We start from the raw sequence: 8,170 nt of genomic DNA, 5'->3' as shown, positions 1-8,170 counted from the left end.
GTCTTAACAGGAACTATATAACTAGGAAAAAACTAATTATGGCTCATTTTGGTGCTATCTGTCCTGCATATTTTACAGGACATCTAAACCCAATGCTACCTTTGGCACAAGAATTAAAAAGGCGGGGTCATCGCGTCACCTTTATTGGAATAGTTGGTTATGAAGACAAGGTACTAGCAGCTGGACTAGAATTTCTTGGCTATGGGAAAGAAGAGCTTTCTCCAGAGGCGATGAAAAAATCTTTGCATCGTTTGAGTCAACTCAGTGGAATAGCTGCTTTGCGTTATGGTATTAAGCTCAAAAAAAATGGGGCGAATGTTTTACTTAGGGATGCTCCACAACTTATCAAAAATGCTGGTATAGATGCTTTGCTAATTGACTCAATTTCAATTGCAGGAGGAACGATCGCCGATATTTTGGAAATTCCTTTTGTGACCATCTGTAGTGCAGTAGTATTTCATCAAGATCCTGCGGTTCCACCTCACTTTACCAGNGCTCAAAAAAAATGGGGCGAATGTTTTACTTAGGGATGCTCCACAACTTATCAAAAATGCTGGTATAGATGCTTTGCTAATTGACTCAATTTCAATTGCAGGAGGAACGATCGCCGATATTTTGGAAATTCCTTTTGTGACCATCTGTAGTGCAGTAGTATTTCATCAAGATCCTGCGGTTCCACCTCACTTTACCAGTTGGGAATATAACCCTGCTTGGTGGGGAAAACTTCGTAACCGATGTGCTTACACTTGGTCTGGACGCCTCAGAAAACCTGTTAGAGATTTGATAGCTGAGTACCGTCACCAATGGAATTTACCTTTGTATTCTCATCCTAATGATGTATATTCCCAATTAGCTCAAATTAGTCAACAACCTGCTGAGTTAGAATTTCCCAGGGAAAATTTGCCGGAGTGGTTTCATTTCACTGGACCATATCATTATTCAGGTACTAGAGAACCTGTTCCATTCCCTTGGGATAAGTTGACTGGGAAACCTTTTATTTACGCTTCTCTGGGAAGCTTAGTAAATCATTTTGTTGATGTCTTTGAGAAAATTGCAGCAGCTTGTGAAGGGTTGGATGCTCAGTTAGTTATTTCTCTGGGGGGTTCAGCTACTCCAGAATCTCTACCCAACTTACCGGGAAATCCTTTAGTTGTCAAATATGCACCCCAGTTAGAACTGCTGCAAAAAGTTACTCTGACTATTACTCATGCAGGTCTCAACACTACTCTAGAATGTNGTTGATGTCTTTGAGAAAATTGCAGCAGCTTGTGAAGGGTTGGATGCTCAGTTAGTTATTTCTCTGGGGGGTTCAGCTACTCCAGAATCTCTACCCAACTTACCGGGAAATCCTTTAGTTGTCAAATATGCACCCCAGTTAGAACTGCTGCAAAAAGTTACTCTGACTATTACTCATGCAGGTCTCAACACTACTCTAGAATGTTTAAACAATGCAGTACCAATGGTTGCTATTCCTATTGCCCTCGACCAACCGGGAGTAGCAGCACGAATAGCTTGGACTGGAGCTGGGGAAGCTATACCACTGAAGCGTTTGACTGTACCTCGATTAAGAAAAGCAATTTCTCAGGTACTAACACAACCGTCATATAAAGAAAATGCTTTGAGACTACAGGAAGCAATTAAGCGATCGGGTGGAGTAACCCGTGCTGCTGATATTATTGAACGGGCAGTATTAACAGGAAAACCAGTCTTAGCAGAAAATATTAAGTAAGAAAAAATTTCTTATGACTCATTTTGGTGCTATCTGTCCTATATATTTGAGAGGAAATCTAAACATAATCCTGCCTTTACTACAAGAATTAATATCATGTTTAGTTACATAGTTATTATAATTAAAGCTCTTATATCATGTCCGGTTGAATAGTTATAATTAAAGCTCGTAGTAGGGCTTGAGCAATAACTATAGATGTTGCTCAAGCCCTACTACAAACAAAAACTTTTAAATAGGATTTGCTAAATTATTTATTGATTTAGCAAGCTCTATTTAAGAATAATTAATCAGGTAAAAACTTACCTTAAGTTTATCGGCGAATAGCGTATAAATTCAAGTTGTTGAACCTATCAGACAAAAGATTATTCTTTTCAATTTTTATCTCGAATCCATTGGCAATTAGCATTTTCTCTACTTTCTCTAGTCTTCCTTCTGTATTATGAACTTCAGCGACAATTTGCTTAATTTTCATCCAATCGTTTTCTTCTATCCCTTGTAAAACTTCATATTCCAAGCCTTCTACATCTATTTTCAATAAGTCTATGGTCTTAATTTCTAATTCATTAATAACTGAAGATAAAGTTCTCAGTTCACCCCGAACTTCTTGATTTTGATAAAAATAATCTACCTGCTATTGACTAAATAAAGATTCCATCCCATCTCGTTGTTCTAATTTTTCGAGTTTTTCGAGAGGTTTTGCTGTTGAATTACCTGCCAGATTGGGGTAAAAAGTAAAGATAACTTCATCCTGATTTTCAGAACTTATGCCATAATTAAATAAAATTACATTTTTCATTGAATGTAAGTGAATGTTCTCTGATAATACTTCAAAAATTGGTTGAATAGGTTCAAAACAATAAATTTTCAGAGAATGAAACAATTGGTTGAAAAATATAGGAAACAGTCCAATATTTGCACCTACATCAAAAATACAGTCTCCTTCATTGATAACAATGCCATGTTGAAGATATTGCTGTTCAGTAAATATTTCTGAAAAAATAAATTCAGTTTCCTCCTGACTACTAATATAGTAACACTCTAAATTATTAGAAAAAGTCATTTTTTTTATAGTCATAATCAACCTCCTAATGTCTAATAATCAATAATCCTAAATCCTAATCTAGCATAAGTTGTTCCTTTAGGTTCGCGATCGCCCTTCAAAATTGAATTAGCAATTTTTACTAACTATATATCTCTAAAAAAAATATTACTTTAGACTTTAAACAAATACATATTCATGTTAAACTATTTACGACATTGAAAAACATGACAGAGGTATTCACCCTGAAATTACAAAATAAGGATTTTTAGCTTTTTAATTATGCAATTTAACACTTTAATAGACCTCCTACACCATAGAACNCCGAAAATACATATTCATGTTAAACTATTTACGACATTGAAAAACATGACAGAGGTATTCACCCTGAAATTACAAAATAAGGATTTTTAGCTTTTTAATTATGCAATTTAACACTTTAATAGACCTCCTACACCATAGAACGATAAATCAACCACAGCAACAAACCTATACTTTTCTCCAAGATGGTGAAACAGAAAGCAATAGTCTGACCTATGAAATATTAGAACAACAGGCCAAGGCCATAGCAGCCAATCTCCAGTCCCTAGATGCTAAAGGTGAAAGAGTCTTACTATTGTACCCCCCTGGACTAGAATTTATGGCCGGATTTTTTGGCTGTTTGTATGCGGGAGCGATCGCTATACCTGCCTATCCACCTCGGCCTAACCAGTCTCTCTCAAGATTAGAATCAATTGCAACAGATGCTCAAGTAAAGTTTGCCCTTACCACTACACCTCTGTTAGCTTACTTAAAAGGTCGCTTTGCTGAAAATTCTACATTAGCAAAAATGCAGTTGCTAGATGCCAACAACATTATTGCTCAAAACCTGGAGTCGCAATGGCAAGAACCTAATATCAACAGTGATACCCTCGCTTTTCTGCAATACACTTCTGGTTCCACTGGAAAACCCAAAGGGGTAATGATAAGTCACAAGAATATTCTGCACAATTTAGCTATGGGTTATGAGCAGTCTGGGACTACACCTGAAAGTCATACAGTGACTTGGTTGCCCTTTGGTCACAATACAGGGTTGTTGGTCGGAGTTCTACAACCTCTCTACGTTAATTTCCCTGTTAAAATTATGTCACCATTGGATTTTCTGCAAAAACCTTTCCGGTGGTTAATGGCTATTTCTCGTTACAAAGCTACTCAAAGTTTAGCTCCTAACTTTGCTTATGACTTAGTTTGTTTCCAAACAACCCCTGAAGAACGGGAAACACTTGACCTCAGTAGTTGGGAGTTAGCTGCTAGCGGTGCTGAACCTGTTCGAGCAGAAACTATTGAGCGGTTTGCCTCCACTTTTGGACCCTATGGCTTTCGTCGGGAAGCTTTTACCGTAGGTTATGGGATGGCAGAAAGCGTCGTTAGTATGACTTTAGGAATAAAAGCAGAAACCCCAGTTATCCTGAATATTGACAAAGCTGAATTTACTAAAAATCAGATTAGAGTAGCAACTTATGAGAGCGAAAGTACGCAAAAAATTGTTAGTTGCGGTCGTGCTGGTTCAGATGAAAAAATCATCATTGTTAACCCGGAAACTTTAACCGAATGTTCGAGCAACCAAGTAGGAGAAATTTGGATATCTAGTCCCAGTGTTGCTCAAGGTTATTGGAATAAACCAGAAGCAACCGCAGAAACTTTTCAAGGTTATTTAAAAGATACACAGGAAGGTCCGTTTCTCAGAACTGGTGACTTAGGATTTTTGCTTGATCATGAATTGTTTGTCACTGGTCGTCTCAAAGATTTAATTATTATCCGAGGTAGCAACCATTATCCCCAGGATATTGAGTTAACAGTAGATAGGAGTCATCAAGCTTTACGACCTAGTTGTGGTGCAGCGTTTTCTGTAGAAGTGGAAAGTGAGGAAAGACTGGTTATTGTTCAGGAGGTTCAGGAAAGTTACTTAGAGCAATTGGATGTAGATGAGGTTGTTAATGCTATCCGTCAAGCTGTATCCCAACAGCATCAGTTACAAGTTTATGGGGTATCATTACTGAAAACAGGAACTATCCCGAAAACTTCTAGTAATAAAATTCAGCGTCATGCTTGTAAAGCAGGTTTTCTGGAGGGAAGTCTTGATGTTGTCGGTAGTAGTATCTTCCAAGATTTTGATTTACTAGAAAAGGAAAAGCAAGCTTTCTTGGATAGAAAAACACTCTTAGCGACTACACCTGAAAAACGTGAGGAATTACTAATATCCCATCTTCAGATTTTAATCTCAAATATTCTCCAAGTAAACCCATCTCAATTAGACTGGGAACAACCTTTAACTAGCATGGGATTAGATTCTTTGACGACTGTTGAGTTAAGCGATATTCTCCAAGATAGTTTGGGAACTTCTTTTAAGGCAACACTAATTTTTGAGTATCCCACAGTTGCAGCTTTAGCTAATTATTTGGCAACAGAAGTGCTTTCGCCAGAACCTGCTACAAATTATGATATTGGGTTAGTTGCCGATGAAAATTTAGATTCAGGTTTTGCTTCTCCAGTAATAGCAATTCAACCAAAGGGTTCTAAACCTCCTTTTTTCTGTATTCCTGGGGGTGTAGGAACTGCATTTTATCTGCACTCTCTAGCTTTTCATCTCGGTCAAGACCAACCATTTTACGGACTACAAGCACGAGGAATGGACGATAAAGCAGAACCTCACACAAATGTACAGGCGATCGCTGCTGACTATATCGACGCATTAAAAAATATTCAACCCAAAGGTCCTTATTTTTTGGGGGGTCATTCTTTCGGTGGGCAAGTAGCTTTTGAAATATCCCAACAGTTACAAAAACAGGGAGATGAAATTGGTTTACTTGCTGTTTTTGATATTCCAGCTCCTATATTTAGTAGTTTCATTATTGCGGGTTGGGATGATACTAAATATATGAGTCAGGTTGTAAAGTTATTTGAATACTTTTTAAAGGAAAATTTAGAGATATCCTACGACGATCTGAAGGTTTTCTCTCCTGATGAGCAATTAAATTATGTGACGGAAAGATTAGTGAAAAAGCTTCATGTGCGTCCTTCTGAGGCAGCAAAAAGACAAGTACATGGTTTTGTCAAAGTTTTAAAAGCTAGTATTTATGCTATGGGTAATTATCACCCAGAGAAACTTTATCCGACTCCTATTGCTCTTTTCCGTAGTAGTGATGTTCGTGTTTGGAATACTCCTCTTGGTCTGACTGATGCTATTCGCAACCAACTGCAAAAGAACTCATATTTGGGTTGGGAGCAACTTTCTCAACGTTCTGTGGAAGTTGAGACTGTTCCTGGGGATCATATTACTATGATGCTTGAACCCAATGTGCAAGTTTTAGCGCAAGGTCTGAAAATTCGTCTTGATATGGCATGAAAGTTTGGGCATTGCTGATTTTGGGTATGATTTGTATTGTTTGGTAGTTGCTAAACTATTCAATAATGGGACTTAAATAAAATAGAGCCAGAAAAAAAGCTCAAATTTTATTTTCATACCTTAGATTCAGCAACGCCTTTATTTCTATATGATATCAAATCCGGTAGTATAGGTATAAAAAAGCAGAGAAACCGGGTTTGTATCAAATGCCCTAGAATACTAACATTTACCTCCCACAAACCCGGTTTCTTTTTACTCCGATTTCTCGGGAACCGTAGCAAGCAGATTTAACTATGACTCTGAAAATTAGTTTTGATATGCCATGAAAATTTGCTATTTATGTAACTGGTTAGGACTTACGCTTTCCTAACCAAGAAACCGGGTTTATTCCTTAATTATTAGAGTTGTTGGGAAATAAAAATTGAACAATGCTCAAAAGCTTATTCTATAAGGTTTTCATAATTTTAGTGCAGAAAAGCGCTATAAACTTTGACAAATAAGGGTTTTAGCCATTTTTTTAGCTTAATTCCCAACAACTTTATTATCTCTCAAACCTCAAGGTTTCCTTGATAAATGCGGTTTCGTATGACTATGAATATAAAAAATCTGAAGAGTAGGGAAAAGACTTACTATGACTAATTTTGGTCTGATATGTCCAGGATCGACTGGACACCTAAATACAATGCTTCCCTTGGGGCAAGAATTGAAAAGGCGTGGTCATCGTGTTACGATTATAGGGAGACCGAATGTTGAAGCTAAGACACTAGCAGCAGGATTAGAATTTCTTCTCTATGGTACAGAAGAATATCCTCAAGAGAAAATAGCAGAATCTTTAAATCACCTGAGTAAACTCAGCGGGTTAGCTGCTTTGCGCTATACAATTAATCTNAATGTTGAAGCTAAGACACTAGCAGCAGGATTAGAATTTCTTCTCTATGGTACAGAAGAATATCCTCAAGAGAAAATAGCAGAATCTTTAAATCACCTGAGTAAACTCAGCGGGTTAGCTGCTTTGCGCTATACAATTAATCTCTTTGTAGAAGGGACAAGGGAATTTTCATTTGTTATGAAAACTCCCAATTCAGTTAATTACAGAGTAGTAGCTAAGGACTTTTTATTTCATGTCTGCTTAAATACTTCTACTTTGGTCAAAGGAAGGGAGATAGTAGAATGTTTCTTCAAATTTAGGTTGATTCATGCCAACTTACTTACTTTATATCCATGTATGGCAGTCTAAACAAATATTAGGACATTTATAAATCCTAAAACCATTTAACAGCCTGCTATTCCCTATCGCGTAGGGCTATAACTTTAAAATTAGAGAAAATTAAAATGAAATCTGTCAACAGAAAACTTGCTTTATTAGAAAAATTTATGACACTAGGACATGAAGTGGGGGGTGGACTAATTGTCAATGTTGTTTATCTTGAAGGATTTTTAACACCTGATACTGTTAAACAAGCTCTTAAATTAGTTCAACAGCGCCATCCCATACTTCAAGTTTACATTGTTGAATCTAATGATGAGTTTTATTTTCAATCAGAAGGAATAACAGCAATTCCTCTACAAATTATATACAAACAAGATGATAATGAAGCGATTAAATTTGCTGAAAAGGAACTACATACAAAATTTACAAACGGAAAAAATCCTCTGTGTCGTTTAACGATTTTATATCCTGACTCTCATCACAATAGCTGTGAAATAATTATGACTTTTCATCATGGAATTGTTGATGGTATATCATGTATGCAATTTATTGATGAATTGGCATTTTATTGTCAGCAAATTACTGATGGAGAGAATGTATCTACAGTAGAATCTCTCAAACTGCTTCCTCCAGTAGAAGACCTAGTTAATTTTAATATTATAAATGAAAAAGCAATTGAAAATCATCAGTTAACAAAAGAAAAACAAACTATAGTTCCACAATAGAGTTGTTGGGAAATAAGGTAAAATGGTTCAAGCAGAAATTGGCCAGAAGAATGCTAAATATTGAACGAGCCTTAAAACAAGA

At 36.6% G+C, this 8,170-nt stretch carries 3 protein-coding genes and 4 pseudogenes; 6 read left to right on the top strand and 1 reads right to left on the bottom strand.

Annotated elements, in window-relative coordinates:
• Positions 1-38: 38 nt before the first annotated feature.
• The 3 genes and pseudogenes from AFK68_RS45880 to AFK68_RS20565 all read left to right on the top strand — a co-directional run.
• Positions 39-493: pseudogene (locus tag AFK68_RS45880) on the top strand (glycosyltransferase); the annotation flags it as partial.
• Positions 494-567: 74 nt separating this feature from the next.
• Positions 568-1,236, top strand: a pseudogene (locus AFK68_RS20570) (glycosyltransferase); the annotation flags it as partial.
• A gap of 1 nt (position 1,237) precedes the next feature.
• A partial coding sequence (locus AFK68_RS20565; RefSeq protein WP_305778148.1) for a glycosyltransferase occupies positions 1,238-1,729 on the top strand: 492 nt, incomplete at its 5' end.
• Positions 1,730-2,039: 310 nt separating this feature from the next.
• Here the strand turns inward: AFK68_RS20565 and AFK68_RS42150 are convergent.
• Positions 2,040-2,789 (bottom strand): annotated as a pseudogene (locus AFK68_RS42150) (FkbM family methyltransferase).
• Between the two features lie 403 nt (positions 2,790-3,192).
• On the opposite strand from AFK68_RS42150, the gene AFK68_RS20555 reads away from it, so the two are divergent.
• From AFK68_RS20555 to AFK68_RS20545, 3 genes and pseudogenes are all read left to right on the top strand, one after another.
• Entirely contained in the window at positions 3,193-6,153 is a 2,961-nt protein-coding gene (locus AFK68_RS20555; protein WP_094674652.1) for an alpha/beta fold hydrolase, read from the top strand.
• Between the two features lie 889 nt (positions 6,154-7,042).
• Positions 7,043-7,390 (top strand): annotated as a pseudogene (locus tag AFK68_RS39370) (hypothetical protein); the annotation flags it as partial.
• Positions 7,391-7,485: 95 nt separating this feature from the next.
• Positions 7,486-8,088, top strand: coding sequence for a condensation domain-containing protein (locus tag AFK68_RS20545; RefSeq protein WP_094674650.1), 603 nt, complete (start codon positions 7,486-7,488; stop codon positions 8,086-8,088).
• Positions 8,089-8,170 lie beyond the last annotated feature (82 nt).

The sequence above is a fragment of the Hydrocoleum sp. CS-953 genome (genome assembly GCF_002260545.1).
In the GTDB taxonomy this organism is placed as follows: domain Bacteria; phylum Cyanobacteriota; class Cyanobacteriia; order Cyanobacteriales; family Microcoleaceae; genus Trichodesmium.
The sequence above is the reverse complement of the archived record's forward strand: the minus strand, read 5'-3'. Positions and strand labels throughout refer to the sequence as shown.

What these genes read in the sequence shown, in the direction of transcription:
- AFK68_RS20555 (WP_094674652.1), top strand. Translation starts at nt 3,193, where the DNA reads ATGCAATTTAACACTTTAATAGACCTCCTACACCATAGAACGATAAAT.
- AFK68_RS20545 (WP_094674650.1), top strand. Translation starts at nt 7,486, where the DNA reads ATGAAATCTGTCAACAGAAAACTTGCTTTATTAGAAAAATTTATGACA.